A 25,255-nucleotide genomic window follows, 5' to 3' on the forward strand; every position below is an offset into this window, starting at 1 on the left:
GGATGACTTATCCGGCTTGTCCACGCGGCGGCTCGCCGCTGGTCAGGCGCAGGCGCGCGTAGCCATCGGCCAAGCCGTGGATGTAGGCGTTCTGCTGGAATTGCTGCGCCAGGACATCCGTTTCGGCTAGCCCTGGGCCGACGACGAAAAAGCTCGGCTCGCGCCAATCCTCGCCTACCCCGACGGCCGGGTGGATGGTCAGCGTGGATGGCAGTTTTCGCAGGGCTGCCAGCAAGTCTTGTTGCGCAACGTGGTTTTGATCGCGCGGCCGGGCCCGTGAGCCGGGATTCCATGCGGTGATGAAGGCCCAGCTGTGCGGACCGATCAGGCTGCTCAGGGGGGCGGGCACGGGTGCATCCACGCGGATGGACGCGAAGCCGCCCGAGGTCAGGCGCACGCGGTAGTCGGTGCCACGATAGGCGGCAATCAGCGCGCTATCCATGCCGCAAGGGTGGCAGCGGGGGCAGGGTGGCTTCCAGTGCGGTTACCGCGGCCTCCAGCGGCACGTCATTGACGTTGGTGGAACCGCGCAGCAATTGCTCAAGCAGCACGTCTTGCGCCCGTCCGCGTTCGTAAGCGTAGGCGTAAGGCAAATGCGTGAAGGTGACCATGCGGTAGCGTGCCATGAAGTGCTGCGGCGCGCGCTGCGCCAGCCGGGCACCCAACTCTCGCTTGGCCAGATAGCGAGGATCGGCTACCGAATCGCGCATCTCGATATAGTTTTCCAGCGCCATCGCCGCGATCGCGTCGGCGTTCGGCTTGCGGATGCGTTGGAACTCGGCAAAGGCATCGGCCGTATCGCGGCCTGCTTCGGCCAGCAGATTGGCGAGCACCACCGTATCTTCGAATCCGCAGTTCATGCCCTGGCCGTGGAACGGCACGATGGCGTGCGCCGCATCGCCGACCAGCAGGGCGCGGCCGTCGATATGCCAGCGATCCAGATAGAGCGTGGACAGCCCACCGACCGGATGCGCGTCGTAATCCTCCGCGAAACGCGGAATCAATGGCAGCAGGTCGCGGAAATCACGGCGGAAGAATTCACTCGCCGCGGCCGCGTCCGGCAAAGTATCGAAGCTGGGATGCGGGCCGTGCGCCGGCAGGAACAAGGTGACGGTGAAGCTGCCTTCGGTGTTCGGCAAGGCGATGCACATGTAGCCGCCGCGCGGCCAGATGTGCAGGGCATGCGGCTCGATCGCGAAGCGTTCGGCGCCGGCGGCCGGCGGTATTTCCAATTCCTTGTAGCCGTGGCCGAGCGGTTCGACGCGCTGGCCCAGTGGCTGGTAATCGTTCATGGCCACGCGCAGGGCGGAGCCGGCACCGTCCGCACCGATCAGCACGGTGGCATCGTGCTGGCGTTGCACGCCGTCATCGTCGATCAAGCCGATGCACTGCGCGTCCAGATCGGCCCGGACCAGGCCTTGGCCGAAATGGAAGCGCGCGCCGGCTGCTTCCGCCGCATCGAGCAGCAGCATGTTCAGTCCGCCTCGCGAGACCGACCAGATCACTTCGCTGTCGTCCACGCCGTAGCGCTGCAGACCGGAGGCTCCCTCGAGCGGATGCACCATGCGCCCGCGCATCATCACCGCGCGTTGCAGCACGTCGTCGGCGAGACCGGCTGTGCGCAGGGCTTGCAAACCGCGTTCGGCGAGTGCGAGGTTGATCGAGCGCCCGCCGACGAAACCTGCCCGGCGCGGATCGGGGCGCTTTTCGAAAACCTCGACGGCGAATCCGCGCGTGGCCAGCAGCTGGGCGAGCAACGCGCCGACCAAACCGCCGCCGATCAAGGTGATTGCTGGTTGCGTCATGCTGCGCGCCATGGGTGGGAGCGCAACAATGTTCCGCAAGTGGGCGTTTACTGCAAGAGGCGCGGACTGCGTAGGCTGGGATGCCAATCCCAGCATCGCTCGTGCTGCATACATGGCAGCGCTGGGATTGGCATCCCAGCCGACCGTTCAGAAGCTCATGAAGTAGCCGCCATTCACCGGCAGATTGGCACCCGTGATGTAGCTGGCGTCGTCGGCGGTGAGAAACACTACCGCGCGCGCTATGTCAGCAGGCGTGCCGAGGCGGCCCACTGGAATATCGGAGATGATCTGCTGGCGAATTTCCTGCGGTACCGCAGCCACCATCGGCGTATCACAGTAGCCAGGCGAAACCGTATTCACCGTAACGCCTTTGCGTGCGGTCTCGCGCGCCAGCGCCATGCTGAAGCCGTGCACGCCGGCCTTGGCCGCGGAGTAATTGGTCTGTCCGAACTGGCCGGTCTGGCCGTTTACCGAACTGAGATTCACGATGCGGCCGAAGCCGCGCTCGGTCATGCCTTCAACGACGTGCCGGCAAGTGTTGAAGACCCCATCCAGGTTAACGCGCATCAGTTCATGCCAATGCTGCGGATCCATCTTGCGCAGGCTGGTATCGCGCGTGATGCCGGCAGCATTTACCAGGATGTCGACGTGGCCGATGTTGCGTTCGATGTGCTCGATAAGCGAGCCGCAGGCCTTGAAATCGCTGACGTCGCAGGGCTCGAAACGGATCGCGCCGTTAGAGGCTGCGATATGTTCGCGGAAGGCTTCGATGCGGTCGCTGCGAGTGGCCAGATCGACTGCAATCACCGTACGCCCAGCCAGTGCCAGCTGCAGACAGATCTCGGTGCCGATGCCGCCGATCCCGCCCGTGACCAGGGCAACGCGCGGGGCGGTCTTCGAGGGGCTCATGAAAAATTCCTTCAGCGCATGCCGCGCGGCAGCACGTGTTGTGCTGCAGCGGTACGGGAGCCCCAGGCAATAGCGATCAGGGTTTCTTGGTGGTGCCGCCGCGACCGGTCTGACCCGGTGCGGGGGTGGCCTGCGAGGCGGATTCCAGGAAGCCGCGCTGCATGTTCTTCCATGCATCCAGATTGCGTTCCGTCAGCTCGTTGAGCAGCGACCAGGGGGTTTGCCCCATCAGGCTGTTGAGCTGGTTGCGGAACTGCTGTTGCTGGTCGAGGAACACCTGCAGGCTGCGCTCCAGGTACGGCCCCATGAATCCTTGCAGGGAATCGCCGTAGAAACGGATGATCTGGCTCAGCAGCTGGGGCGACAGCATCGGCTGACCTTTCTCCTCGTGCTCGGAGATGATCTGCAGCAGCACGGAGCGGGTCAGGTCCTCGCCGCTCTTGGCGTCGCGGACTTCGAAGGTCTCGCCATCCAGCACCAGCTGACGGACTTCTTCCAGCGTGATGTAGCTGGAGATTTCCGTGTCGTAGAGCCGACGGTTCGGGTACTTCTTGATGATGCGGGTTGTTTGTGCCATGCACACAAACTAGCAGAAGGTATTGCGTCGCACCAGTCAGGAAGGGCCTTTTTATGCTGCACCGGGAGGTGCAGCAATTGTAGGGAGCCTCTGATCCATTCCTGCGTACCCGGCATGACGTCCAGAAGGCCCGCAGGGCGTGTCGTGCGGCACAGGGCAGACTGGCCGTCTGTTCAAGCTGCGGGGCACGTCCTGCGGGCCTTCTGGACGTCACCCCGTCTTTAAATTTTAAATGTTGGGGCCGCACTGTATGCGCGCCTCGCTTCGCCCCGCCGTCTAGACATACTCCCGGTATGCCTTCGCCGCCGGGGCGAAGCGAGGCGCGCATACAGTGCGGTGACGGGTGCGCAGGAATGGATCAGAGGCTCCCTAGATTAGTGCCCCATGGCGCCGCCTCCGGCACTGCCGAAGGGCGGGCGGGCGAACCAGAGCACGGGCAGCAGCAGCACGAACAGAATGGCGCAAGCGTAGAAAATGTCGTTAACCGCCAGGGTATAGCCCTCGCGATTGATGATTTGATCGATATAAGCGATGCGTCGGCTCGCTCCCAGGCCCAGCTGGGAAAGCTGCTGGAGGTATTGCGTGGCGCCCGGTTGGGCCGGATTAACGTACTCGGTCAGGCTGGCGTGGTGAGAAATGGCGCGGTGTTGCCAGAGTGTCACCATCACCGCGGTGGACACGCTGGAGCCGAGGGTGCGGAAGAAGTTGGAAAGCCCGGAGGCGCTGGCGATTTCCGAGGCAGGCAGGCCGGACAGATAGATCTGGTTGAGGGGAATGAAAAAGCACGGAATCGCCAGCCCCATCACGAAGCGCGGTACCACCAGCGTGCCGAAGGACGCGGCGCTGTCGAAGGTGGAAAACCAGTAGGAGGTGAGCGCGAATACGATGAACGCCCAGCTCACCAGTAAACGCAGATCGACCTTGTGCATGTTGCGTCCGACGATCGGCGATAGCAGGAACGCCAGCACGCCCACCGGCGCCGCCGCCAGGCCCGCCCAGGTGGCGGTGTAGCCCAGCGTGGTCTGCAGCCACAGCGGGAACACCACATTGATGCCGAAGAAGGCGAACATGCCCAGCGACAGGCTGATCACGCCCACGGTGAAATTGCGCTGCTTGAACAGTGACAGGTCGATCACCGGATGCTTGGCGTGGATTTCCCACACCACCAGGAAGGTGAGGCACACCAGGGCGATCAGGCCCAGCGTGAGGATCAGCGGCGAGGCGAACCAATCATGGTCGTTGCCGTTGTCGAGCATGAACTGCAAGCAGCCCACACCCACCACCAGCAACACCAGGCCGACCGCGTCGATCGGTGCCTTCACGGTCTTGGTTTCGCGCTTGTGCAGCAGGGTCCAGGTGATGATGGCGGCCAGCACGCCCACCGGCAGGTTGATATAGAAAATCCACGGCCAGGAGAAATTATCGGTGATCCAGCCACCCAGGATCGGGCCGAAGATCGGCGCGACCACCACCGTCATCGCCCACATCGCCAGCGCGATGCCCTGCTTCTCCTTCGGATAGCTCGACAGCAGCAAAGTCAGCGAGAGCGCCACCATGGGGCCGGAGCCGGCGCCCTGCAGCAAGCGGCCGACCACCAGCATCGGCATGGTGGTGGCCATGCCGCAGAACATCGAAAAGATCACGAACAGCATCACCGACGCAACGAAGGTGCGCACCTCGCCGAAGCGGCGCGCGATCCAGCCGGTGAGCGGCTGCATGATGGCGCTGGCCAGCGAATACGAGCTGATCGCCCAGGTGCCTTCGTTCGGACTTACCGCCAGGCTGCCGGCAATATGCGGAACGGAGACGTTCACGATGGTCATGTCCAGCACCTCCATGAAGGTGCTGAAAGCGACGGCGATAGTCAGCAAGACCAGCGGAGTGCCGTGCAATGGTTTCAGGGGTGCAGCGTTTTCGGGTGTGGCAGCCATGCTGGCCTCGCGATCTTGCTTTGCCGGCGGTCATTCCCGCTTGCGCGGGAATGACGGCGCTGAGGATAGGTGGTGTCGCTATTTGAACTTCATTCCCCAAGATTGGCGCGAATGATCTTCTCGGCTTGAGCGTCGGCTTGCGCGGCAACCTGGTCATAGACGGAGGTTTGCGCGGGCGGTTGGGCAGGGGCGGATGCCAGCGCAGGACCATGGTCGTTGCTGATGTCGACGGTGACATCGGTGGAAAGGCCGACCCGCAGCGGATGCGTGTCCAGTTCATCGTTGTTGAGCGCAATGCGCACCGGCACGCGTTGTACAACCTTGATCCAGTTGCCGGTGGCGTTCTGGGCCGGCAGCAGCGAGAAGACACTGCCGGTGCCGGCGCCCAGGCCGATCACCTTGCCGTGGTATTCCACGCCGCCACCGTACAAGTCCGTGGTGATTTTCACCGGTTGGCCTATGCGGACGTGGCGCAACTGGTTTTCCTTGAAGTTCGCATCGATCCACAGGTCGTGCAGCGGCACGATGGTCATCAATTGCTGACCGGGAGCGATGCTGGCACCGAGCTGCACGCTGCGTTGCGCCACGTAACCGCTCACCGGCGCAACGATAGTGTTGCGTTGCGCGGCGATCCACGCGGCGCGGAAGTTTGCGCGCGCCTGCATCACGGCCGGATTGTTGGCGATGTCGGTGCCTTCCACGGCGGCGCGCGCGGATTGGGCTTGCGCTTTCGCGGCGTTCAGAGCTGCCTGCGCTTGCGCCACGCTGTCGCGCATGTGCTGCACCGTCTCGGGCGATTCGGCTTGTGCACTGACTAGCGGCAGATGACGCTTCAGGTCGGCTTCGGCCTTGCGCAGATCGACTTCGCGAGCAGCCACGGTGGCGTCGGCTTCGTTCACCGAATCGTTCTGCTGGCGAACCTGACGCACCGCCTGCGCAAGCGAGCTGCTGGTCTGGCGCAGGCGCACGTCGGCGTCGGTGGCGTCCAGTTTCAGCAAGACCTGGCCGGCGGTAACGTGCTGCGTATCATCGGTGAGAATGGCCACCACGGTGCCGGGCACTTGCGAAGAGAGCGCCACCTGATTGCCGCCGACATAGGCGTTATCGGTGTTCTCGCGTGTGGAAAATACGAAGTACCACAGCAGGAACCAGGTCAGTGCCGCGAGTAGGAAAATCGCCGCTACGATCAGTAGCGCGCGGCTGCGCTTGGCGGGATCTTTCGCGGCCAGGCCGCTGTCGTTGGCGCCCTTGGAGAGGGCGGACTCGGAGGCGCTCATGCTCAGGGGGCTCCTGCGGGATTCGAAGTGGGAGAGGGGGCTGCGGCGGAGGGCGCCGTCTTGGTGTCTAGATCCGATCGATAGCCGCCGCCCAGGGCCTTTATCAGCGCCAGATCGGTGCTGACCGCCTGGGCATGCAGGTTGATGGCCTGGTCGCGCTGCTGCAGCCATTGCGCTTGGGCATTGAGGCTTTCGCGGGCGTCCTTGGTGCCATGCGTGGCACGGGCCTGCGCGTTGGCGAGCAGTGCAGCGTCGGCTTTGACCTGGGCGTCCTGCTTCTCGCGACGAGCGGCGATCTGTTGCGCGGTCACTGCTTGTGTGGCGACATCGCGCGCGGCATTCGTCACCGTCACGTTGTAGTCCGCGATGGCCGCATCAAGCTGCGCGCGGCTGGCGCCGTAGCTGGCCTTGAGCCGACCGCCTTCGAAAATCGGCAGGTGCACCGCCGGCGTGATACCGAACACCCGGCTGCCAAGGCTGAACAGATTGCCCAGATCGCCCTTGCTGCCGGACGAGACGCCGGCGAAGTGCGGTGCACCCTGGTCGGTGCTGGAAAGCCCGGCCATGGCGTTGATGCTGAAGTCGGGGAAATAGTCCGCGCGCGCGACGTCGGTCTGTTTCAGGGCCGCCTCTACCTGCCAGCGGCTGGCGGCGATGTCGGGACGGCGGGCGATCAGGTCCAGATGTGCGTTGTCCGGGATGGCGCCTTCGAGTTCGGGCAGCGCGCGCGCTTGGAGCGGCGGCAACTCGGCCGGCGATACATTCACCAGTGCAGCCAGCACTACTTTGCGAAGCTGAATCGAGCCTTCCAGAGTCGCTTGTATCTGCTGTGTATTGGCAAGCTGCGCACGTACCTGTTGCACGGTATCGGGCAGATCCACGCCTTGCCGCACGCGCAGTTCGGCAATGTGCTCAAGCCGTTGTTGCACGCCTACCGCCTGCTGGGTGAGCGCAAGGCGGTTTTCATCGGCCAGCAGGCCGAAATACGCATCCGCTACGGCATTCTGGATGCTGAGCATCGCGGCGCTGCGCTCAGCTTCCGCCGCGTGTGCCTGGTCGAGTGCGGCCTCGATCGACGAGCGCTTCTTGCCCCACCAATCGAAATCGTATTCGAGTTGCAGGCTCAGGTCGGCCTGGTTGTACCAGTTGAAACCGAGCAGGGAAGGCGGGATCAAGCCATGATCGCTCATACGCTGGCGCGTGAGCTGTCCATTGCCCTTGATGCTGAGGCCGGCCTGCGCCGCGGTAACGCGCACCGACTGCTCGGCGGTTTTTACGCGCGTACGTGCCTGCGCCAGGTCGGGAGACTGTTGCATGACTAGCGCCATGACCTGATCCAGTTGCGGATCGTTGTACACGCGCCACCATTCAGCAGCCGGCCAACCGGCGTTTGCCGTGGTCGGCAATCCGGCCAGCGGCACGTCATCGCGCAAGGCCGGGTGCTGCACCTTGGAAGGAATCCAGCAGCCGGCAAGGCTCAGCACGGTAACGAGTGCGAGCGGACGAAGCCGCGCGATAGGAATTGAAGCGACGTTCATGGCGGGTCACCCGCTGCGTGTTCGAGTTGACTGAGATTGTGCGCAAGCTTGCGCAACAAGCGGTTCAGGGTACCGCGCTCGGATTGGCTGAAGCCTTCGAACAGAAGGTTCAGCCGCGGAAACATGGTGGGCAGCATCTTCTGTACGAAACGCTTACCGGCCGGGGTGATCTGCATGGCCACGCGGCGACGGTCATCAGCTCCGGGCCCGCGGGTAATCAGTCCGCGTTTGACCAGCGCGTTGGAAATGCGCGTCATGTTGGTGACGCCCAGGGAAGTGAACTGGCACACCTCGCCAGGCGTGGACATGCCGCCAGGGCGCGAAAACAGCGCTATCAACGTGCGAAATTCGCTGTCATTGAGTTTGTGCGGGCGCAGCTTGTGCTCAAGTTCCGCCTGCAGGCTCTCGCTGATCAGCAGCATTATCCGGCACAGTCCGACATCGGCGGGTACTTCGGGAATCGCCTTGCGCACCCCTGCGATGCCTTCGTCCATGCATTTGATCTTGTCGGTCAGAAACATTTCATCGATGCATATTTCACTGATGAAATAAATAATGCGCCGGAGGGTGCCGGCTTGGCAAGTGCCGTGCGAGGGCGCCCGTCCCATAGGGGAGTGGGGCGCAGCCTAGTGGCCCTGCGCTTGCGCAAGCTTATGCGATCGCGAAAAGTCGCTTTGCATTGGCAGTGGTGGCGGCTGCGATCGCTGCGGGCGCTTCACCGCGCAGGGTGGCAATGCAATGCAAAACTTCTGCCACGTAGGCTGGCTCGTTGCGCTCGCCGCGATGTGTCGACAGCGGCTGATCCGGTGCGTCGCTTTCCAGTAGCAGATACTCGATCGGCATTTTCGAAACGATCTGTCGCAGGCGTTGCGCGCGCTCGTAAGTCACCGGTCCGCCGATGCCGATCTGAAAGCCGAGCTTCCATAGTTGCTCGGCTTGTTGCTGGCTGCCGGCGAAGCTGTGCACCACTCCACGCAGGCTGCCGACGCGGCGCAAGCTGGCGGTGATTTCGTCCAGCGCGGCGCGTGCGTGCAGGATTACCGGCAGGTCGAACTCGCGGGCGAGGGCGAGCTGTTGCTTGAAATAGCCGCGCTGCCCTTCCGCGTCGTAATGGTCGGCGTAAAAATCCAGGCCGATTTCGCCCACGGCGACCGGCCGATGGGCCTTCAGCCAGTCAGACAGCGCGGCAAGATCTTCCGGTCGGTGCCGCTGCAGGAACATCGGATGCAGGCCATAGGCCGGAAAAAGCCCGCTGCCGGGGGTGCATAGCGCCTGGATGTGGGGCCAGCTGGCGGCGTCGACGCCGGGGATGATTTGTAGCGCCACGCCGGCCTTCCGGGCGCGCTCGATAACCGTGTCGCGATCGCTATTGAACGAGGCGTCGTCCAGGTGTACATGACTATCGGCGAGCGTAAGCGTGCTTGTCATGATGGGTTCTTTTGAGCCTGTTCTGATAGTCGCGAATCGGTCTAGCCGTCATTCAGCGTGTGGGCGCTTCAATGCTGCACATCAAGACTCGCTTAAGCGGCGCGCTTGCGCATATCTACATAACATAGGAGGTTGTCGTGAAAAGCAAATCGTTCAAATTCGGTGCGGTAGCGGCGGTGTTGATCGCCGTTGCCGCCCTGTCCGGTTGCCAGACGCAGCCAACCACCTACCAAACGAGCTACGGCTACCAGGGCTGCCAGAACTGCGGGGTGGTGCAGCAGGTTCAGCAGATCTACATCCAGCAGCAAGGCAGCAATAACAGTGGCCTGGGCACCGTGCTCGGCGCGGTGGCAGGCGGTTTGCTGGGCAGCACCGTCGGCCATGGACGAGGCAATACGGCGGCCATCGTGGGCGGTGCGGTCATCGGCGGCGTGGTCGGCAACAAGGTGGGACAGGCCAACAGCCAGCCTGCCGGCACCACGCCTGCATGGCAAATCGTAGTGCGCATGGACAATGGCCAGTACGCAACGGTGACGCAGGTTCCCAATCCTGGCGTGCGCCCGGGCGATTATGTGGTAATCAGCAACAACCAGGTTTATCCGCGCTGATTTGTTTTGTATGGACGTCTGGACGTCCAAACAGAAAAGGCCCTCTTGCGAGGGCCTTTTTTATGCGTTCGGGCGTATCAGTTGATCGAGTAGAACTTGTGGTCGCCGATGATGATGGCGTGCTGATTGCGTGACCACGCAGGCGCCACCGCGGCCGTGGCAAAGTGATCGGCATGCGGCACGAGCAGGTGGCGTTCGTCGACGGGAAGGCCCCAGTTCTCGATCGACTTGCCGGCGATGTCCCAGGCCTTCTGGAACGCCACCAGATTGTCGACTTCCTGACCGGGTGAGGTGGTTGAGAGCGCGAACTGGTGCGGCGCCTTGACCACCTTGCATACGGTGTCACCCCATTGGCCGCGTTCGCGCCGGCGCATGGCGACTTCCGCCACGGCCATCTGACCGACCGTCGACTGGCTACGTGCTTCCAGGTAGACGGTGGTTGCCAGACAAGTCTGGTCTGCGAGCGGTTGGGGCAGCACGGACATCAGCCACAACAACATGGAAAGTTTCATATCTGCCTCCAGCTTGCTGTACGTGCCGGCGCACATGCGCGCCTTAACGCCGTTGCGGTGGACGGGCGGGCAGACCGTTCCACCTGGATTTATCGCTTGCGTTGAAACTCGAGGCGCAGGCGAGGTTGGCCACTATAGCGCGGCGGAATCGATCGGCATGTCTGATGCCGATCGGGAAAGCTTGTGGCTATGACGCTGCGTGCATAAGGCACCTGAGTGCAGCGTGTTCGCGCATACGGCGAGTTGTACACCGGCCTTCTTCTTGCCGGGTCGCGCCGATCCGGACCCCTCCGGTTCGTCGCGTATATCGGCGCCCTGTGAACAGGTGGGCGCCAGAAAAAGTTTGGCGGAATCTAGTGGGGCGCGCTCATCTTTGCAAGTGCCCGCCACATGAGATTCACATTTCGCTCACCATTCTGGCATGGCGCGCATGATGTAAACGTCAAGCAGGCCAGGCGTTTAGAAGTCCCGCGCCAATACCTTCGTCAGTGATTTTTTTCTCGCCGTGCTGTCCGAATTGACCGGCCGCATCATCGCTTATGACAGCCAGTGCCTCGATTTGTTCTCCGTGCGCGATGACGTTGAGCAAGCGCATGAACTCGCGATTTTCCAATTGCAGTACTGAGCCCTCCGCGACGTGCTTCGACAATGCAACACGACGCAGATGCCGTTTGTTGCCGCCACGATAGTGCAGGCGCGCAACAATTTCCTGGCCCGGATAACAGCCTTTGTCGATGGCTACTGCGCCTAGTCTGTGCAGCGACAAGGCGGGTGGAATAAATTCGTTCAACGCATTGTCCGGAAGCCATGCCCAACCATCGCGCAGCTGCTGCAGTCGCCACGCATCATCACTGTGTACGTTCGCGCCCAATAGCATGCTGTGCGTTGCGCATCCAAGACGAATGACATCGTCTTGGATTTCCACTTCATGCAACGGCATCGCAGAAGCTCCCGCGAGCAAGCCGTTTGCTTCAGACAACTTGACGCGCGAGCGGAACACGTATCGACGCAAGTTGTCGATGAAGCTCGTTGCGTCGCCGCCGCGCAAAATCACCAGCAGGTGTTCGTCGTCGAGTCGCGCAAGATGAAACAGGTTGCGCACTCGCCCTTGCGCGTCGAGCCAGCTGCTGAATTGCCACTTGAGGTTCTCCAGTGTCGTGACCTGGCTGGTGAACTGGCTATGTGCGAACGCGACAGCGTCCGGACCTTCGATGAGAATGGCGTGGGCGGTGTGAGATGTCGGCATGGCCGCAGGAGTGGGGGCGGCGGGGGCCGGGCGCAAGTGGTTGGCGGGCATTCCCTGCCTGCAACGCCCGGCGCCCGGCGTCAACTGGTTGTGCGGCTATGCGGCAAGTATTACGCTTTTAGCGATACGAACATGCCCGACACGTCCTCCAAACCCGCAACGCCAAACGAGCCCGCCAAGCGAGAGCGGGCCGCCACGCCCGTTTCGCCCGTGCCGGGCAAGGAACAAGACGAGCGGCCGGCGCCGGACCCCACGCGCTACGGCGATTGGGAAAAGAACGGGCGCTGCATCGACTTCTGATCCGTCGCGCCGTTTGCGCCACGGCTCTGGCGGTGGCGCGCGGTACAGCTGAGCGGAAAGCCGATGGCAGTGCGCGGGCATTAGCGATTCCACCCCAGGATAGCCGCCATGGCACAGACGCAACGACCGCTTTCACCGCATTTACAGATATATAAGTGGCAAGTGCAGATGGTGACCTCCATCCTGCATCGCGCCACCGGCATTGCCTTGTCCGTGGGCACCCTGATCGTCGTGTGGGGGCTGGTCGCCCTGGCCGCCGGCGAGGATGCGTTCCATCAGTTCAAGATCTGCATGGGCAGCCCGCTGGGCATGATCCTGATGATCGGCTGGACCTGGTCGCTGTTCTACCACCTGTGCAACGGCATCCGCCACCTGGTGCAAGATGCCGGCGCGGGCTATGCCATCGCCCAGTTCGTGCGCTCGAGCTGGCTGACCGTGATCGGCAGCATCGTGCTGACCTTGATCGTCTGGGGCTACGTGCTGTCCGCCGGAGGTGCCGCATGAGTACGAACGCAAAAGATCTGCGGCATCCGCTGAAGCGGGCGCGTGGCCTGGGTTCGGCTCAGTTCGGGGTGGCGCATTGGTGGACCCAGCGCACCACGGCGGTCGCCCTGGTCCTGCTCGGCCTATGGTTCGTGATCCTGGTGCTCGGCCTGCTGCAGGGAGACTATGCGACGGCCCGCGCGGCGGTGGCCAAGCCGTGGAACGCGGTGCTGCTGATCGCGTTCCTGGTCAGCATGTTCTGGCACGCGGTGCTCGGCCTGCAGGTGGTGGTTGAAGACTATGTGCACACCCGCTGGAAGGAAATCACCCTTCTGGTGCTCATCAAGTTTATCGCCGTGCTGTGCGTGCTGGGCGGCACGCTGGCTGTGCTGCGCATCGCACTGGGAGCCTGAGCTCGATGGAAGCCTACAAAATTCAGCAGCACAAATTCGACGTGGTGGTGGTGGGTGCCGGCGGCGCCGGCCTGCGCGCCACGTTCGGCCTGGCCGAGAAAGGCCTGAAGGCCGCTTGCATCACCAAGGTGTTCCCGACCCGCTCACATACGGTAGCGGCACAGGGCGGTATTGCGGCGGCGCTTGGCAACATGGGCGAGGACGACTGGCGCTTCCACTTCTACGACACCATCAAGGGGTCGGACTGGCTGGGCGATCAGGACGCGATCGAATACATGTGCCGCGAGGCCATTCCGTCGATCCTGGAGCTGGAACACTACGGCGTGCCGTTCTCGCGCACCGACGACGGCCGCATCTACCAGCGCCCGTTCGGCGGCATGACCACGCACTACGGCAAGGGCACCGCGCAACGCACCTGTGCCGCGGCGGACCGCACCGGCCACGCGATCCTGCACACCTTGTACCAACAGGCGCTGGCGCACGACGCCACCTTCTTCATCGAATACTTCGCCATCGACCTGATCTTCGACGACGAAGGCGTGTGCCGCGGCGTGCTGGCGCTCGACATGAACGAGGGTACTTTGCATTTCTTCCGCGGCCAGGCTGTGGTGCTGGCTACCGGCGGCTACGGCCGCGCGTACTTCAGCGCCACTTCCGCCCATACCTGCACCGGCGACGGTGGCGGCATGGTGCTGCGTGCGGGCCTGGCGATGCAGGATATGGAATTCGTGCAATTCCATCCTACCGGTATCTACGGCGCCGGCTGCCTGATCACCGAAGGCGTGCGTGGCGAAGGCGGCTATCTCACCAATTCCAAGGGCGAGCGCTTCATGGAGCGCTACGCGCCGAGCGCCAAGGATCTGGCTTCCCGCGACGTGGTTAGTCGCGCCATGACCCTGGAAATCCGCGAAGGCCGTGGCGTGGGCGAACACAAGGATCACGTGCATCTGAACCTGATGCATCTGGGCCCCGAGGTGATTCACGAACGCCTGCCGGGTATCGCCGAATCGGCGCGCATCTTCGCTGGTGTGGACGTCACCAAGGAACCGATCCCGGTGCTGCCGACCGTGCACTACAACATGGGCGGCATCCCCACCAACTACCACGGCGAAGTCGTGCAGAAGAAGGGCGAGGACGTCGATTCCGTCGTGCCGGGCCTGTTCGCGATCGGCGAAGCTGCCTGCGTGTCGGTACATGGCGCCAATCGCCTGGGTTCCAACTCGCTGCTCGACCTGGTGGTGTTCGGCCGTGCCGTTTCGCATCGCTGCGCCGAGCTCATCAAACCGGGTGCTGCGCACAAGGATCTGCCGGCCAGCGTGCTTGATAAGGCCTTGGCCCGTTTCGATGGCTTGCGCAACGCCAACGGCGGTACGCCCACGGCGAAGATCCGCGCGAACATGCAGCGCACCATGCAGGAAGACGCTGCGGTGTTCCGTACCGGCGAAACGCTCAAGGCCGGCTCGAAGAAGATCTCCGAGGTGCATGATTCGTTCAAGGACGTGCGTGTCAGCGATCGCTCGATGGTTTGGAACTCCGACCTGATCGAAACGCTGGAGCTGTCCAACCTGTTGGACCAGGCCGTGGCGACCATGCATTCGGCCGAGCAGCGCCAGGAGAGCCGCGGCGCGCATGCCCGCGAGGATTTCCCTGAGCGCGACGACCACACCTGGATGAAACACTCCCTGGTGAAGGTCGACGAAGCCGGCAAGACCAGCTTCGATTTCCGTCCGGTGCACATGTACACCTTGACCGGCGAGGTCGAGGTGGTGCCGCCGAAGAAGCGCGTTTACTAAGTACCGACTGGAGAGGCAATCGTGGCCGAGTTCACGCTACCGAAGAATTCCAAGATCCAGCCGGGCAAGCACTATCCGGCGAAGGACGCGAAAAAACCGCGTACGTTCCGCATCTATCGCTGGTCGCCGGACGATGGCCAGAACCCGCGCGTCGATACCTACGAGGTCGACCTGGCCGCGTGCGGCCCGATGGTTCTGGACGCGCTGCTGAAGATCAAGAACGAGATCGATCCCACCCTCACGCTGCGCCGCTCCTGCCGCGAAGGCATCTGCGGCTCCTGCGCGATGAACATCGACGGCACCAATACGCTGGCCTGCACCAAGGCGATCACGGAATGCCCGTCGGGTGACGTGAAGATCTACCCGCTGCCGCACATGCCGGTGGTGAAGGATCTGGTTCCCGATCTCACGCACTTCTACGCGCAGTTCGCTTCGATCCGTCCGTGGTTGCGTACGCAAAGCGCGGCACCTGACCGCGAGCGCTTGCAGTCCCCGGAAGACCGCAAGAAGCTCGACGGCTTGTACGAGTGCATCCTGTGCGCCTGCTGCTCGACCAGCTGCCCGAGCTACTGGTGGAACGGCGACCGTTACCTGGGGCCGGCGATCCTGTTGCAGGCCTACCGCTGGATCGTCGATTCGCGCGACGAGGACACCGGTGCGCGCCTGGACGATCTGGAAGATCCGTTCAAGCTGTACCGCTGCCACACCATCATGAACTGCGCACGCACCTGTCCGAAGGGTTTGAACCCGGCCAAGGCGATTGCGGAGATCAAGAAGCTGCTGGTGGCGCGGCGGTCCGCCTGACATGAGCGGCGGGACTCCGGACCAACCGGGCTCTGACCGAGCCTCGAGTCCAGCCTCCGGAGTCCCGGACTTGAAGCGCCTGCGGTGGCGCACCCGTCGCGGCACGCGCGAACTGGATGCCTTGTTCGGCGGCTGGCTGGAAACCTCGTTTCCCACGGCCGACGCGGCCCTGCAGCGGGCCTTCGACGAATTGCTCGACGTGCAGGACCCGGACCTGTGGGACTGGGTGATGGGTCACGCCAGGCCGCCGCGCATCGATTGGCAGGCGATCATCGATGACATCCGCGCCCGCCATCGGCTTTGAATACCGGCCTTCGCGCTGGGTGTCGCGGCTGTTTGCCGGGGTCACCGGTTTGGCGGCGATAGCCGTGGCGGTATCGGGTTTGCCGCTAGCCATGCGCATTGTGCTGGTGCTGGTCTCCATCGGAGCCTGCCTGCATGCCATTCGCCGCCAGCGTGTGCCGATCCGTGCGGTGGGCTGGGCTGGCCAAAGCGGCTGGACCTTGCGCGGCCTGGATGGCGGGGACGATGCGGCCACGCTGCTGTCGTTTCGGGTGATTCACCCAGGGGCGCTGATTCGCCTGGCCAGCCAACGCTACGGCAAGCTCACGCTGTGGCTGATGCCCGACAACACCGATTCGGACATCCGGCGGCGCTTGCGTATGCGCCTGGCCGTCGTGCGGGCTGAAGCGCAAGAACATCCCTAAGGTTGCCGCCATGCCCCGCTTCGGGCACTCTGCGCGCGCGGCACGGTCTGAAGGATTCTTACATACCCGCCGCCCATACCCCACAAGCGAAGCCTCCATGTTCCGACCGCTCGAGCTTTTCATCGGCCTGCGCTACGTCCGTGCCAAGCGGCGCAACCAGTTCATTTCCTTCATTTCCACCGTGTCCATCGTATGCATCACGATCAGCGTGATGGCACTGATCACCGTGATGTCGGTGATGAACGGCTTCGACTACCAGCTTCGTTCGCGCATCCTGGGCGCGATTTCCGATGCCACCGTGTCTGCGATACAACCGGGCGAGTCGGTGCAGAATTGGCAATACGCCATGCAGCAGGTGAAGGCCAACCCGCACGTGCGGGGGGCGGCACCTTACGTTGAGATCCAGTCCTTCCTGCAGGGGCAGCGTTCCAGCGGGGCGATCGTGCGTGGCGTCGATACGGCGCAGGAGCCGAATGTATCGGATATCAACAAGCACATGGTCGCCGGCTCGTTTGATTCGCTGAAGCCGGACAGCTGGAATATCGTCCTGGGCAAGGATCTGGCTTTGCAGCTTGGCGTGAACGTGGGCGACAAGGTCACCATGATCGTGCCGGAGTTGCGTGCCACGCCGCTGGGTTCGGTGCCGCGGATTCGTGGATTTCGCGTCAGCGGCATTTTTGAAGTGGGCATGGAGGAATTCGATTCCGGCCTTGGCGTGATCAGTCTCGGAGACGCGGAAAAACTCAAGAGCCTCGCTGGTCCCACCGGCATCCGCCTTAAGCTGGACGACCTTTACAACGCGCAACCCGTGGCGCGTCAACTGGCCGACACGCTTGGCCAGGTCTACGGGGTGACGACGTGGATGGACAGTCACGCCAACTTCTTCACCGCCATTGCGATGGAGAAGCACGTGATGTTCATCATCCTCTCGCTGATCATCCTGGTGGCGGTGATCAACCTGATCTCGATGCTGATGATGCTGGTGACCGACAAGCAGGCCGACATTGCCATCCTGCGCACGCTGGGCTCGACGCCGCGCAGCATCATGGGCATGTTCATGGTGCAGGGCGTGCTGGTGGGCTTCGTGGGCATCGGTTTCGGCGTGGGGCTAGGCTCGCTGCTTTCGTGGCGACTGCCCGGCATCGTGAAATTCATCGAGCACGTCACTGGCGTGACCTTCCTTTCGCCGGACGTCTATTACATCAGCGAAGTGCCCAGCAGGCTCGATTGGCATGACGTGGTCGGGGTATCGCTAGTCACCTTCCTGTTCTCCCTGCTTGCGACGCTCTACCCCGCATGGCGCGCCTCGCGTACGCAACCGGCCCAGGCATTGCGCTATGAGTAAGTCCATGAACGCTACCAACGATATCGTGCTGCGCGCCAGCCACGTCGCCAAAACCTACGAGGAAGGCGATCTGCGCACCAAGGTGCTGATCGATGTGAACTTTGCCCTCAAGCGCCGCGAAACGCTGGCGATCGTTGGCGCCTCCGGTTCCGGCAAGAGCACTCTGCTGCACATCATCGGCGGCCTGGACACGCTGACCAGCGGCGAGGTGGAGGTGGAAGGCCAGGTGCTTTCCAGGCTGTCCGATGCCGAGCGGGGCAGGGTGCGTAACCGATCGATGGGCTTCATCTACCAGTTTCATCATCTGCTGCCTGAGTTCACCGCGCTGGAAAACGTGTGCATGCCCCTGCTGATCCGTGGTGCGGGCATTGCCGAAGCGCAGAAGCAGGCCAAGGCCTTGCTGCAACGCGTGGGCTTGGGGCAGCGCCTGGAGCACAAGCCATCGGAACTTTCCGGTGGCGAACGCCAACGCTGTGCAGTGGCGCGTGCACTGGTGACGCGTCCTGCCTGTGTGCTGGGCGACGAGCCCACCGGCAATCTGGATGAAGACAATGCCGCGCAGGTCTACGCCTTGATGCTGGAGTTGAATCACGAGATCGGCACCAGCTTCATCCTGGTGACGCATGATCGCCACCTGGCCGCGCGAATGGACCGCACGCTGGAATTGCATAACGGCGAGTTGCGCGACAAAGCCTGAGCACCACTTTCGACGCAGGTTTGCCCTCATCCACGCGCGTGGTCGCACAGGCGGCGGCCTTGCCTCACTTCCATTCGCGTCGGCTCCCTACAAGCGTGGATTGCTGCCTGCGCTAGTTTCCCCTCATGGCAGGCGGGGAGACGCAGGCAACACGAACATGGCCCAGCGCAATCACGGCGGCGCTGGCGCTATTGGCCGGAATAGCCGCGGTTCAATGGCTGCCCTTGTTGCCGCCTCGCTGGTGGGTGGGCGGGCTGGCGGCATGTTCATGGATGCTTGCGTGGCGCCTGCCGCGCTTGCGGTGGCTTGCCGTATTGCTGTTCGGCTTCGCATGGGCGGCCTGGCGTGGTGGTTCGGCGATGGAGGCGCGTTTGCCAACGGCTTGGGAAGGGCAAGACTTCCAAGTGGTTGGACACGTTGTTGACCTGGCGCAAACCAAAGCCGGCGCCACCAGCGTGCAATTGGAGATCGAGCGCGCCACGCGTGACAAGCAAGTCATAGCCTGGCGGGGACGCGTGCGCATCAGCTGGTACGGCAAGCCCTCCGCCGAGCCGGAGCCCTGTTCGCAATGGCAATTGCGGTTGCGCTTGCGCAGGCCGCGTGGAACCGTCAATCCAGGCGGCGCCGATAGCGAACGCAGCGCGCTTGCGCGCGGCATCGCCGCCGTGGGTTATGTTCGTGGCGATCCGGGCAACCGCCGCTTGAGCGTGGCGACATGGTGCCTGGATCGCCTGCGCGGATCGCTTGCCGACGGCATCCAGGCTCGCGTGCATGATCCGCATAGTGCCGCATTGTTGCGCGCCTTTACGGTGGGCGACACGCGTGGTCTTGAGCAACATGACTGGATGGTTGCGCGAGGCAACGGTATTTCCCATTTGCTCGCCATTTCCGGCTTTCATGTGGGCGTGGCGGCGGTGTTCGGGCTGTGGTTGTGTCACGTCGTGTACTGGTTGTGGCCTGCGTTGGCGCTGCGCTGTCCGCGATCGCTGGCACAAGCCGTGTTCGCGTTGGCGTCGGCCAGCACATACGGTGCGTTAGCGGGCTTGGGCATGCCGACGATGCGCACCATGTTGATGATTGCTGCCTGCGCCGTGGCACGTTGCAGTCGCCGTGCCAACGACGCGACACAGGCGCTGGCGATCGCGCTGACGGCGATACTGTTGGCCAATCCTGCCGCCGTGCTGGAGGCAGGCTTCTGGCTGTCGTTTGTTGGCGTCGCGTTCCTGATCCTGTGCATGGAAGCGAAAGGACGCGGCCTGCGCGGTTTTCTGCACGAGCTGACGCTGGGGCAATTGGTGATGACGGTCTCCTTGCTGCCGTTGACGATGTGGTTTTTCGGCGAGGCGTCGCTGGTCGGGGCTTTGTCCAACCTGGTCGCGGTGCCTTTCGTGAGTTTCGTGATCGTGCCGTGTGCCCTGTTCGGCACACTGTTGCTCGTCGTCTGCCCACCGCTGGCGACGCCTGTGTTGCATGTGGCGGAGTGGTTGACGCGTGCGCAATGGTGGCTGCTCGAACTGCTCGCACAGTGGCCTGGCGCGCATTGGTATTTGCCCACGGTGAAACCCTGGGCGCTGCTATTGGCCATGCTGGGTGCGGTGTGGTTGTTTGCGCCACGCGGCGTGCCTTTGCGAATACTCGGCGTATTTATGTTTCTGCCGCTGCTGTGGCCGGTACGCCAACTGCCGGCCGAAGGCGGTTTCCAGGCGTGGACGCTGGATGTCGGGCAGGGGCTTGCGATGATTGTGCGTACGCGCCACCACGCCCTGATTTACGACGCGGGTCCCCGCTTTCCCTCGGAATACGATTTGGGAGCGGCCGTCGTCGTGCCTTCCATGTATGCGCTGGGGATGGATCGGCTGGATGTGCTGATGATCAGTCACGGTGACAACGATCATGCTGGCGGTGCTGTGGCCGTGGCGGCGGCATTTCCGATGGTTCGGCGCTTTTCCGGCGAACCCGCCCGCTTGCGGGTACCCATGGAGCAGTGCCGTGCAGGACAGCAATGGGAGTGGGACGAGGTGCGTTTTCGCGTGCTGAGTCCCGCGGTGGAGGCGCACAAAGCGCCAGCGAACGACGACTCCTGCGTGCTGTTGGTCGAAGGCCGTTCAGGGCGCCTGTTGCTCACTGGCGATATCGCGGCGCCTACCGAACGGCAAGTTGCCGCTTCGCTGGGGCCGGGGCCTCGGCCGGTGCTGCAGGTGCCCCATCATGGCAGCAAGAGTTCCTCCAGCGCCGGTTTCATTGCCGCTATCAATCCGGAGCTTGCCGTGGTCTCCGCCGGCTGGCGCAATCGTTTTGGTCATCCGCACCCGGCCGTCATGCAGCGCTACAAAGCTGCGGGCGTACCGGTATTCAATACGGCGGTGGATGGCGCCGTTCAGATTGACTTTCCGGCGACGGGCCAGGCCCATGTTGCGGCGCGTTGGCGCTCGCTGGAACGGCGCTATTGGCGGGAGTGATTGGCCGCACGGTACGTTTCGGAGACGCTGCTATGATGGCGGCTTGCGCAGGCGGCAGGGCCAGGAGTTTTGCTGTGGGTGATTTGGGTCAGATTCTGATGGCGGGCGGTTGGGCGATGGCGCCCATCCTGATCTGCTCGGCGGTGGCGTTGGCGATTGTGCTGGAGCGGTCCTGGACCTTGCGGCGCAGCTACGTGCTGCCGCCCGGGCTGGCGCAGGAGGTGCGCGAATGGGCACGTTCCGATCAGCTCGATCCGGCCCACTTGGAAAAGCTTGCGACCGGCTCGCCTCTGGGCGAATTGCTGGCCGCCGCGTTGGCTGTGCGCCACCATTCGCGCGAACTGATCAAAGAGCGCATCGAGGACACCGGCCGCCACGTGGTGCATCGCATGGAGCGCTATCTGAACACGCTCGGCACCATCGCCCTGATCGGCCCGCTGCTCGGCCTGTTCGGTACCGTGATCGGCCTGATCCGCATGTTCATGCAGGTGATGGTGGGTGGCATGGCCGATCCCACCAAGATGGCCGGCGGCATCGGCGAGGCCCTGATCTGTACGGCGGCGGGTCTGACGGTGGCGATTCCCGCCTACGTGCTGCACCGCTATTTCCGCTCCAAGGTGGCCGGTTACGTGGTGGACATGGAAAAGCAGGCTACGCTGCTGCTGGACGATCTCACGCTTTCCGCGCCGGGCACCGCTCCACGTGCGCGACGCACCTCGCTGGCCACGGGCGACAAGGCCTCGGTCTGAGCCATGCGTATCGGTAACGACCGCCGCAGCGACGATTTCGAGATCAACGTGGTTTCGTTGATCGACGTGCTGCTGACCCTGCTGATGTTTTTCGTGCTCACCACCACCTTCGTGCAGCATTCGCGCATGAAGGTGAACCTGCCGCAGGCCAGCGCGGAAGATCGCGACATGCAGCCGCCGGCGATCACCGTGATGGTGGATCGCGAGGGCCACTTCTACGTGGGCAGCGATGAGGTGCGGGGCGCGAGCGTTGATGCGGTAAAGCAGGCCATTGCGCACGTGGCCGGCGACGATCGCAACCAGACCGTGACCATTCGCGCCGATGCCATGACCGCGCACCAGAACGTGGTCATCGCCATGGATGCGCTGGGCCAGCTCGGCTTCACCCATCTTTCCATCGCCACGACGCCGACGCAGGCGGAAACGGGCAAATGAGCGGCGCCAAAATCTCGTTGTGGGATGCGGACAGCCGCCGCACGTACAGGCGGCTGCTCGGCTATTCCGCACGCTTTTGGCCGGTGATACTGATCACCATCATCGGCTTTGCCGTGGATGGCGGCTGCCTTGCGTTCTTCACCAACCAATTGCAGCCGATCATCGACAAATTGTTTGTGAAGAAGGATCCCTACCTGATCTTCTGGATGCCGATCTGGATCATCGCCATCTTCCTGGTGCGCGGCGTTGCCACCTTCGTCAGCAACTACGGCATTGGCTATGTCGGACGCAACGTGGTGCAGTCCCTGCAGCGCGATGTATTCGCCGCCTATCTGCGATTGCCGGCCACGTTCTTTGGCGACGAACATTCGGGGCATCAGATTTCGCGCATTACCTACACCAGCGAACAAGTGGCCGGTGCTTCCACCGATGCCTTGAAAGTGGTGGTGACCGAAAGCGTCACGGCCATCAGCATGTTCTACGTGATGTTGAGCAAGAGCGCCTACCTCACCATGGTGCTGTTCCTGATCATCCCGCCGATCATGCTGATCGCCGCCTTCGTCAGCCGCCGTTATCGCGCGATCAGCCGACGCATCCAGAACATGATGGGCTCGGTGACCGGAACGGTGGAAGAAGCCATCGACGGTCACCGCGAATTGCGCATTTACGGCGGTCAGCAGCAGTCCGCGGAGCGCTTCAAGGATGTTACCGGACGAGCGCGCTACCTGAACCTCAAGATCGTCGCGACTTCCGCCACCTCCAGCGCCTCCGTCCAGACCGTGGCTTCGTTCGCCCTGGCCGTTCTGATCTTCCTGGCTTCGCGCCCGTCGGTGATCGATAGCATTTCGGCCGGCATGTTTGTGGCCGTGCTGACCGCGATGGGCGGCATGCTGCCCTCGCTGAAGCGACTGGCCAATGTGCAGTCCAACATCCAGACCGGTCTGGCCGCCGCCGAAAACCTGTTTGCGGTGATGAACCTGCCGCCGGAAGTCGATCGCGGCAGCAAGATCCTGGAGCGCACCAAGGGCGACTTGCGTTTCGAAGACGTGCGCCTGGTTTATCCTCGCGGTGACTGCCAGGCACTGGCTGGTGTGAGCCTGCATTGCCCGCCGGGTTCCGTGACCGCGCTGGTAGGCCGCTCCGGCAGCGGCAAAAGCAGCCTGGTCAGCCTGCTGCCGCGGTTCAATGCGCTGACTGACGGCCGCATCCTGCTCGATGGCGAGAGTTACGAGGACTACACCTTGTCCTCGCTGCGCAAGCAGATCGCCTGGGTGGGGCAAAGCGTGGTGCTGTTCGACGGCAGCGTGGCCGAGAACATCGCTTACGGTGAGCTGGCCGGTGCGAGCGAGCAGGAGATCGTGGCCGCGGCCGAAGCCGCCAATGCGATGGAGTTCATCGCGCGGATGCCGCAGGGCATTTACAGCCCAATTGGCGAGGGCGGCAACATGCTTTCCGGTGGACAGCGCCAGCGCATCGCAATCGCCCGCGCGATCCTCAAGAACGCGCCCATCCTGGTGCTGGACGAAGCTACCAGCGCACTGGATACCGAATCCGAACGGCTGATCCAGCAGGCGCTGCAGCGCTTGATGCGCGACCGCACCACGCTGGTCATCGCGCATCGTCTGTCCACCATCGAACACGCCGACCAGATCGCGGTGATGGAGCAGGGCCAGATCATTGAGCGTGGCACGCATGCCGAGCTGATGGCCCTGGGTGGTCATTACGCCGCGTTGCACCGCATGCAGTTCAACGAACGTCCCGCTGCTGTTGCCGCTGACTGACGCAATGAATTTGGCCGAGACGCTCCAAGCGGGCTGGTATGGCACAAGACGATTGCCGTGGTGGTGTCACCCGCTTGCGGCGCTTTATGGGTTTGTCGTGGCCGTCCGGCGCACGCTTTATCGAATCGGTTGGCTGAGTGCGGCGCAATTGCCTTGTCCAGTCATCGTGGTTGGCAACATCACGGCGGGGGGCACAGGGAAGACACCGCTTACGCTGGCGTTGGTGGATGCATTGCGCGAACGAGGCTATCGGCCAGGCGTGGTGAGCCGCGGCTATGGCGGCAGCCAGCATGGGCCAAGCTTGCTCGGTGAGTCGCCAGATCCCAGCGAAGTAGGCGACGAGCCTTGTTTGATACGTGCAAGTGGTGTGTCGGTCGCCATCGGGCGTGATCGCCCTGCAGCCGCGCAGTTACTGCTCAATGAAGGATGCAACGTCATCATCGCGGACGATGGCTTGCAGCATTACCGCCTTGCCCGCGATGTGGAAATTTGCGTAATCGATGGCGAGCGCCGCTTTGGCAATGCCCGCCTGCTTCCGGCGGGACCTTTGCGTGAGCCGCTGCGGCGTCTTAAGCAGGTCGATTTTCGCGTCTGCAACGGTGGCGACCCGCAAGTGGGCGAAGTGCCCATGCGCCTGGGTGGCGGCACCGCGCGGAGATTGTGTGATGGACGTGAGCAGACTCTTGCCAGCTTTGCCGGCATGCGCGTCCATGCGGTGGCCGCGATCGGCCATCCGCAGCGCTTCTTTGCCAGTCTCAGCGCGCAAGGGGTCGAGGTGATTGCGCACCCCTTTCCCGATCATCATGCCTTCATACCGCAGGATCTCGCCTTTGGCGATGATTGTCCGGTGCTGATGACGGAAAAAGACGCGGTGAAGTGCCGTGCTTTCGCCCAGCCGCATTGGTGGAGCGCGCCGGTAAAGGCCGACTTGCCCCCGAATTTTTACGCGGATTTATGCGCAAAACTGACTGTGCGGACGCAATCGCGGGCGATGGCGTTATCATAGGCGTCGTTTTCCGGCACCCAGCCGGCACTTCTTCCGCGCGAGGTCTTTCATGAGCCTGATCCAGGTACCGGTATCCTTTGGCGAGCTGATCGACAAGATCACCATCCTCGAGATCAAGGCACGCCAGATCGCCGATCCGGCCAAGCTCGCCAATGTGCATAACGAGCTCAACCTGCTGAATGCGACTTGGGCCAATCACCATGCGTCGCAAACCGACATCGGCAAGGAGCGCGCGCGCCTGCTGGAGGTGAACGAAGCGCTGTGGGATATCGAAGACCGTATCCGCCTGAAGGAAAAGGCGCAGGCCTTCGATGCCGAGTTCATTGAATTGGCGCGTTCGGTCTATATCCAGAACGATGAGCGTGCGGCGGTGAAGCGCGAGATCAATTTGAAACTCGGCTCGCAGCTGGTGGAAGAGAAGTCGTATCAGGACTATCGGGCGGCCAAGTAAT

27 protein-coding genes are annotated in these 25,255 nt (G+C 63.0%); 16 read left to right on the top strand and 11 right to left on the bottom strand.

Annotated elements, in window-relative coordinates; all coding sequences use genetic code 11:
* Positions 1-7: 7 nt before the first annotated feature.
* The 9 genes from QQJ96_RS02620 to QQJ96_RS02660 all read right to left on the bottom strand — a co-directional run bounded on the left by QQJ96_RS02620 (position 8) and on the right by QQJ96_RS02660 (position 9,465).
* A complete protein-coding gene (locus tag QQJ96_RS02620) occupies positions 8-442 on the bottom strand; it encodes a DUF3293 domain-containing protein (RefSeq protein ID WP_284330382.1) in 435 nt (144 codons plus the stop codon).
* Positions 435-1,805, bottom strand: coding sequence for an FAD-dependent oxidoreductase (locus QQJ96_RS02625; RefSeq protein WP_284330383.1), 1,371 nt, complete (start codon positions 1,803-1,805; stop codon positions 435-437). Before QQJ96_RS02625 ends, QQJ96_RS02620 begins: the two co-directional genes overlap by 8 nt.
* 147 nt (positions 1,806-1,952) lie before the next feature.
* Positions 1,953-2,714, bottom strand: a complete 762-nt coding sequence (gene phbB / locus QQJ96_RS02630) for an acetoacetyl-CoA reductase (protein ID WP_284330384.1) — start codon at positions 2,712-2,714, stop codon at positions 1,953-1,955.
* A gap of 76 nt (positions 2,715-2,790) precedes the next feature.
* Complete coding sequence (gene phaR, locus QQJ96_RS02635; protein ID WP_284330385.1) at positions 2,791-3,291, bottom strand: polyhydroxyalkanoate synthesis repressor PhaR; 501 nt, start codon at positions 3,289-3,291, stop codon at positions 2,791-2,793.
* Between the two features lie 374 nt (positions 3,292-3,665).
* The gene (locus QQJ96_RS02640; RefSeq protein WP_284330386.1) at positions 3,666-5,222 is read right to left on the bottom strand and encodes a DHA2 family efflux MFS transporter permease subunit; all 1,557 of its coding nucleotides are present in this window, start codon (positions 5,220-5,222) and stop codon (positions 3,666-3,668) included.
* Positions 5,223-5,311: 89 nt separating this feature from the next.
* The gene (locus tag QQJ96_RS02645; RefSeq protein WP_284330387.1) at positions 5,312-6,499 is read right to left on the bottom strand and encodes an HlyD/EmrA/EmrK family protein; all 1,188 of its coding nucleotides are present in this window, start codon (positions 6,497-6,499) and stop codon (positions 5,312-5,314) included.
* Between the two features lie 2 nt (positions 6,500-6,501).
* Positions 6,502-8,037 (bottom strand): efflux transporter outer membrane subunit, encoded by a 1,536-nt coding sequence (locus QQJ96_RS02650; RefSeq protein WP_284330388.1) that lies wholly within the window; start codon positions 8,035-8,037, stop codon positions 6,502-6,504.
* Entirely contained in the window at positions 8,034-8,558 is a 525-nt protein-coding gene (locus QQJ96_RS02655) for a MarR family winged helix-turn-helix transcriptional regulator (RefSeq protein WP_284330389.1), read from the bottom strand. The genes QQJ96_RS02650 and QQJ96_RS02655 overlap by 4 nt, the downstream gene beginning before the upstream one ends.
* Positions 8,559-8,688: 130 nt before the next feature.
* On the bottom strand, positions 8,689-9,465 hold the full coding sequence (locus QQJ96_RS02660; RefSeq protein WP_284330390.1) for a TatD family hydrolase: 777 nt from the start codon (positions 9,463-9,465) through the stop codon (positions 8,689-8,691).
* A 137-nt stretch (positions 9,466-9,602) separates the two neighbouring features.
* Here QQJ96_RS02660 and QQJ96_RS02665 point away from each other — a divergent pair, with 137 nt between their 5' ends.
* A complete protein-coding gene (locus tag QQJ96_RS02665; RefSeq protein ID WP_284330392.1) occupies positions 9,603-10,073 on the top strand; it encodes an outer membrane lipoprotein in 471 nt (156 codons plus the stop codon).
* 77 nt (positions 10,074-10,150) lie between these two features.
* On the opposite strand, the gene QQJ96_RS02670 is transcribed toward QQJ96_RS02665, so the two are convergent.
* Entirely contained in the window at positions 10,151-10,585 is a 435-nt protein-coding gene (locus tag QQJ96_RS02670; protein WP_284330393.1) for a cell wall hydrolase, read from the bottom strand.
* Between the two features lie 442 nt (positions 10,586-11,027).
* Positions 11,028-11,882, bottom strand: coding sequence for a CAF17-like 4Fe-4S cluster assembly/insertion protein YgfZ (gene ygfZ / locus QQJ96_RS02675; RefSeq protein ID WP_284330395.1), 855 nt, complete (start codon positions 11,880-11,882; stop codon positions 11,028-11,030).
* Between the two features lie 81 nt (positions 11,883-11,963).
* Between ygfZ and QQJ96_RS02680 the strand changes: the two genes are divergently transcribed.
* From QQJ96_RS02680 to QQJ96_RS02750, 15 genes are all read left to right on the top strand, one after another.
* Positions 11,964-12,131 (top strand): DUF1674 domain-containing protein, encoded by a 168-nt coding sequence (locus QQJ96_RS02680; protein WP_284330396.1) that lies wholly within the window; start codon positions 11,964-11,966, stop codon positions 12,129-12,131.
* Positions 12,132-12,239: 108 nt separating this feature from the next.
* Entirely contained in the window at positions 12,240-12,635 is a 396-nt protein-coding gene (gene sdhC, locus QQJ96_RS02685; RefSeq protein WP_284330397.1) for a succinate dehydrogenase, cytochrome b556 subunit, read from the top strand.
* Entirely contained in the window at positions 12,632-13,027 is a 396-nt protein-coding gene (gene sdhD / locus QQJ96_RS02690; RefSeq protein ID WP_284330398.1) for a succinate dehydrogenase, hydrophobic membrane anchor protein, read from the top strand. Before sdhC ends, sdhD begins: the two co-directional genes overlap by 4 nt.
* 5 nt (positions 13,028-13,032) lie before the next feature.
* A complete protein-coding gene (sdhA, locus tag QQJ96_RS02695) occupies positions 13,033-14,820 on the top strand; it encodes a succinate dehydrogenase flavoprotein subunit (protein WP_284330399.1) in 1,788 nt (595 codons plus the stop codon).
* A gap of 21 nt (positions 14,821-14,841) precedes the next feature.
* Positions 14,842-15,624: a succinate dehydrogenase iron-sulfur subunit gene (locus tag QQJ96_RS02700; RefSeq protein ID WP_284330400.1), complete on the top strand. Its 783-nt coding sequence runs from the start codon at positions 14,842-14,844 to the stop codon at positions 15,622-15,624.
* 79 nt (positions 15,625-15,703) lie between these two features.
* Positions 15,704-15,928 carry an FAD assembly factor SdhE gene (locus QQJ96_RS02705; RefSeq protein WP_284330755.1) on the top strand — a complete coding sequence of 75 codons (225 nt, stop codon included), beginning with the start codon at positions 15,704-15,706 and terminating at the stop codon, positions 15,926-15,928.
* Positions 15,900-16,331 carry a YgfX family protein gene (locus QQJ96_RS02710; RefSeq protein WP_284330401.1) on the top strand — a complete coding sequence of 144 codons (432 nt, stop codon included), beginning with the start codon at positions 15,900-15,902 and terminating at the stop codon, positions 16,329-16,331. Before QQJ96_RS02705 ends, QQJ96_RS02710 begins: the two co-directional genes overlap by 29 nt.
* A gap of 97 nt (positions 16,332-16,428) precedes the next feature.
* Positions 16,429-17,676 carry a lipoprotein-releasing ABC transporter permease subunit gene (locus QQJ96_RS02715; RefSeq protein WP_284330402.1) on the top strand — a complete coding sequence of 416 codons (1,248 nt, stop codon included), beginning with the start codon at positions 16,429-16,431 and terminating at the stop codon, positions 17,674-17,676.
* Between the two features lie 4 nt (positions 17,677-17,680).
* Positions 17,681-18,373 carry a lipoprotein-releasing ABC transporter ATP-binding protein LolD gene (gene lolD / locus QQJ96_RS02720; RefSeq protein WP_284330404.1) on the top strand — a complete coding sequence of 231 codons (693 nt, stop codon included), beginning with the start codon at positions 17,681-17,683 and terminating at the stop codon, positions 18,371-18,373.
* Positions 18,374-18,498: 125 nt separating this feature from the next.
* Positions 18,499-20,832, top strand: coding sequence for a DNA internalization-related competence protein ComEC/Rec2 (locus QQJ96_RS02725; RefSeq protein WP_284330405.1), 2,334 nt, complete (start codon positions 18,499-18,501; stop codon positions 20,830-20,832).
* A gap of 98 nt (positions 20,833-20,930) precedes the next feature.
* Entirely contained in the window at positions 20,931-21,581 is a 651-nt protein-coding gene (locus tag QQJ96_RS02730; protein ID WP_404649527.1) for a MotA/TolQ/ExbB proton channel family protein, read from the top strand.
* 3 nt (positions 21,582-21,584) lie between these two features.
* Positions 21,585-22,016 (top strand): ExbD/TolR family protein, encoded by a 432-nt coding sequence (locus QQJ96_RS02735; protein ID WP_284330407.1) that lies wholly within the window; start codon positions 21,585-21,587, stop codon positions 22,014-22,016.
* Positions 22,013-23,797, top strand: a complete 1,785-nt coding sequence (gene msbA / locus QQJ96_RS02740; protein WP_284330408.1) for a lipid A export permease/ATP-binding protein MsbA — start codon at positions 22,013-22,015, stop codon at positions 23,795-23,797. The genes QQJ96_RS02735 and msbA overlap by 4 nt, the downstream gene beginning before the upstream one ends.
* A gap of 4 nt (positions 23,798-23,801) precedes the next feature.
* Positions 23,802-24,803 carry a tetraacyldisaccharide 4'-kinase gene (gene lpxK / locus QQJ96_RS02745; RefSeq protein ID WP_284330409.1) on the top strand — a complete coding sequence of 334 codons (1,002 nt, stop codon included), beginning with the start codon at positions 23,802-23,804 and terminating at the stop codon, positions 24,801-24,803.
* Between the two features lie 49 nt (positions 24,804-24,852).
* The gene (locus tag QQJ96_RS02750) at positions 24,853-25,254 is read left to right on the top strand and encodes a DUF6165 family protein (protein ID WP_284330410.1); all 402 of its coding nucleotides are present in this window, start codon (positions 24,853-24,855) and stop codon (positions 25,252-25,254) included.
* Position 25,255: the final 1 nt, after the last annotated feature.

Origin of the sequence: Dyella flagellata (assembly GCF_030160275.1) — a bacterium.
Taxonomy (GTDB): Bacteria; Pseudomonadota; Gammaproteobacteria; order Xanthomonadales; family Rhodanobacteraceae; genus Dyella_B; species Dyella_B flagellata.

Excerpts from the sequence above, each read along its gene's own strand:
- QQJ96_RS02620 (WP_284330382.1), bottom strand. The coding sequence starts at position 442 with ATGGATAGCGCGCTGATTGCCGCCTATCGTGGCACCGACTACCGCGTG.
- QQJ96_RS02625 (WP_284330383.1), bottom strand. The coding sequence starts at position 1,805 with ATGACGCAACCAGCAATCACCTTGATCGGCGGCGGTTTGGTCGGCGCG.
- phbB (WP_284330384.1), bottom strand. The coding sequence starts at position 2,714 with ATGAGCCCCTCGAAGACCGCCCCGCGCGTTGCCCTGGTCACGGGCGGG.
- phaR (WP_284330385.1), bottom strand. The coding sequence starts at position 3,291 with ATGGCACAAACAACCCGCATCATCAAGAAGTACCCGAACCGTCGGCTC.
- QQJ96_RS02640 (WP_284330386.1), bottom strand. The coding sequence starts at position 5,222 with ATGGCTGCCACACCCGAAAACGCTGCACCCCTGAAACCATTGCACGGC.
- QQJ96_RS02645 (WP_284330387.1), bottom strand. The coding sequence starts at position 6,499 with ATGAGCGCCTCCGAGTCCGCCCTCTCCAAGGGCGCCAACGACAGCGGC.
- QQJ96_RS02650 (WP_284330388.1), bottom strand. The coding sequence starts at position 8,037 with ATGAACGTCGCTTCAATTCCTATCGCGCGGCTTCGTCCGCTCGCACTC.
- QQJ96_RS02655 (WP_284330389.1), bottom strand. The coding sequence starts at position 8,558 with ATGTTTCTGACCGACAAGATCAAATGCATGGACGAAGGCATCGCAGGG.
- QQJ96_RS02660 (WP_284330390.1), bottom strand. The coding sequence starts at position 9,465 with ATGACAAGCACGCTTACGCTCGCCGATAGTCATGTACACCTGGACGAC.
- QQJ96_RS02670 (WP_284330393.1), bottom strand. The coding sequence starts at position 10,585 with ATGAAACTTTCCATGTTGTTGTGGCTGATGTCCGTGCTGCCCCAACCG.
- ygfZ (WP_284330395.1), bottom strand. The coding sequence starts at position 11,882 with ATGCCCGCCAACCACTTGCGCCCGGCCCCCGCCGCCCCCACTCCTGCG.
- QQJ96_RS02680 (WP_284330396.1), top strand. The coding sequence starts at position 11,964 with ATGCCCGACACGTCCTCCAAACCCGCAACGCCAAACGAGCCCGCCAAG.
- sdhC (WP_284330397.1), top strand. The coding sequence starts at position 12,240 with ATGGCACAGACGCAACGACCGCTTTCACCGCATTTACAGATATATAAG.
- sdhD (WP_284330398.1), top strand. The coding sequence starts at position 12,632 with ATGAGTACGAACGCAAAAGATCTGCGGCATCCGCTGAAGCGGGCGCGT.
- sdhA (WP_284330399.1), top strand. The coding sequence starts at position 13,033 with ATGGAAGCCTACAAAATTCAGCAGCACAAATTCGACGTGGTGGTGGTG.
- QQJ96_RS02710 (WP_284330401.1), top strand. The coding sequence starts at position 15,900 with ATGACATCCGCGCCCGCCATCGGCTTTGAATACCGGCCTTCGCGCTGG.
- QQJ96_RS02715 (WP_284330402.1), top strand. The coding sequence starts at position 16,429 with ATGTTCCGACCGCTCGAGCTTTTCATCGGCCTGCGCTACGTCCGTGCC.
- lolD (WP_284330404.1), top strand. The coding sequence starts at position 17,681 with ATGAACGCTACCAACGATATCGTGCTGCGCGCCAGCCACGTCGCCAAA.
- QQJ96_RS02725 (WP_284330405.1), top strand. The coding sequence starts at position 18,499 with ATGGCAGGCGGGGAGACGCAGGCAACACGAACATGGCCCAGCGCAATC.
- QQJ96_RS02730 (WP_404649527.1), top strand. The coding sequence starts at position 20,931 with ATGGCGGGCGGTTGGGCGATGGCGCCCATCCTGATCTGCTCGGCGGTG.
- QQJ96_RS02735 (WP_284330407.1), top strand. The coding sequence starts at position 21,585 with ATGCGTATCGGTAACGACCGCCGCAGCGACGATTTCGAGATCAACGTG.
- msbA (WP_284330408.1), top strand. The coding sequence starts at position 22,013 with ATGAGCGGCGCCAAAATCTCGTTGTGGGATGCGGACAGCCGCCGCACG.
- lpxK (WP_284330409.1), top strand. The coding sequence starts at position 23,802 with ATGAATTTGGCCGAGACGCTCCAAGCGGGCTGGTATGGCACAAGACGA.
- QQJ96_RS02750 (WP_284330410.1), top strand. The coding sequence starts at position 24,853 with ATGAGCCTGATCCAGGTACCGGTATCCTTTGGCGAGCTGATCGACAAG.